2 protein-coding genes are annotated in these 1,502 nt (G+C 32.0%); both read right to left on the bottom strand.

Annotated features, from left to right (window positions below; genetic code table 11):
- The coding region (locus WBN21_RS16300) for a nickel-binding protein (protein WP_424202149.1) at positions 1-915 on the bottom strand (915 nt) is incomplete at its 3' end.
- Positions 916-1,142: 227 nt separating this feature from the next.
- Positions 1,143-1,502, bottom strand: a 360-nt coding sequence (locus WBN21_RS16295; RefSeq protein WP_424202147.1) for a hypothetical protein, incomplete at its 5' end; no start/stop codon positions are given.

Below are 1,502 nucleotides of genomic sequence, written 5' to 3'. Positions count from 1 at the left end.
AAGATACATTACTTTTCGGTACACTTGTGTTCTGCTCATTCCCAAAGGGGAATCAAAATCATCAACTTTTAATTCTGCATTGTGCCATTCTTTTTCAACAAAATCAATTAAGTTTATTAAATAGATTTCTTCTGATAATGGCAAAATATACAGTCTGTGTTTATCGAAAGGTGAATTCAAGTTTTCAGTAACAAATAAATTATAGACTTCGGCAGAAATTATAATATTTGATTTATCAATAAAGCATAGTCGATCCGCTAATTTGATGGTATCTTCAAAAAATGTTTTGTTGGCCACTACTGGCATTCCAGTTGCCAATCCAATTTTGATCTTAATATTTGAGTTGTATAAAGCAGCAATTTTATCTCTAAGTAAAGTTTCTAACTCCAAAGCACACTTTACAGATTTGCAGCCAGATTTAAATGAAATTAAAAGATAACCCTCTTTTTGCTCGACAAGTCGTCCTTCGTGTTGTATTAGTAAATCACCAATTATTCTAATCATTTGCTCCATGTTTGATTGTGATTGAGAATTAAAAATACCATTTAGGGAGATTGTATTAAAACGAACCACCATTAACGTCCTTTGAGCTAGGTCGTTGATAATGTTTAAATCGGGGGAAGATAAATTTTCCGGATCTTCTATTCGTCCCAGAAATGATGTAACAATATTTTCATCTACTTCAATAATAAGATTTGGGACTTCTCCATGGGCATGATTATGCATCTGGAGTATTGATTCTTTGTTAGGAGCTTCAACTAAACAAAAGGCAATTTTTTTAATATCATCATACCAATATGTTAATCCGCGACAGTTATACTGATCCTGAATTTTTAAATCGGCCTTGTGCAATTCCGCAACATTTTCAGCATTTACTGATTCTGATACGTCATGACGATCCATATATATTGGCATATAATAATTTTTCAATTAGTAAAAATACTAGTTTCCAGTCATTTAGAAATTTTATCAGCACTTTGATCTTGTCAAATTGCCCATAACGTTTATGTGTAAGGAACGTTGCGTGTTTGTGTGCGAGGATTTTCCGAAGGAAAATCAGATGCTAGTAAACAAAGCAACAACCAAACGGTTTAACTAAAATAAGCAATGTTTTTTACACGGTGTTGGCAACAGTTTTTTATTTATTCTTTCTCAAATATAAATTTCATTCCGTCATAAAAACCTGAAAAGGGAACGTGTCCAGCATTTTCGTAAGTGATATATTCAAATTTAATTCGGTCGTCTAGTTCATATTTTATTCTCTTGGATAAATCAACCATTGATTGGTGTATTTCCTTGTTTGGGTCTAATGGGTCAGCCAAAGAGTTTGCTACAAATATTTTTTTTCCTTTTAAATTATCTTTGTTTTGAAAAGATTTGTCCGCTAGTTTATTGAAATAGGTATTCATATCTGCAAACCAACCAGCACAATTTCCGATATAATTATCAAACAATTTTGGTTTTGATAAAAAGGCATACATTACAAACAATCCACTCAAAGA

The organism is Algibacter sp. (assembly GCF_049667265.1).
Taxonomy (GTDB): Bacteria; Bacteroidota; Bacteroidia; order Flavobacteriales; family Flavobacteriaceae; genus Algibacter_B.
The sequence above is the reverse complement of the archived record's forward strand: the minus strand, read 5'-3'. Positions and strand labels throughout refer to the sequence as shown.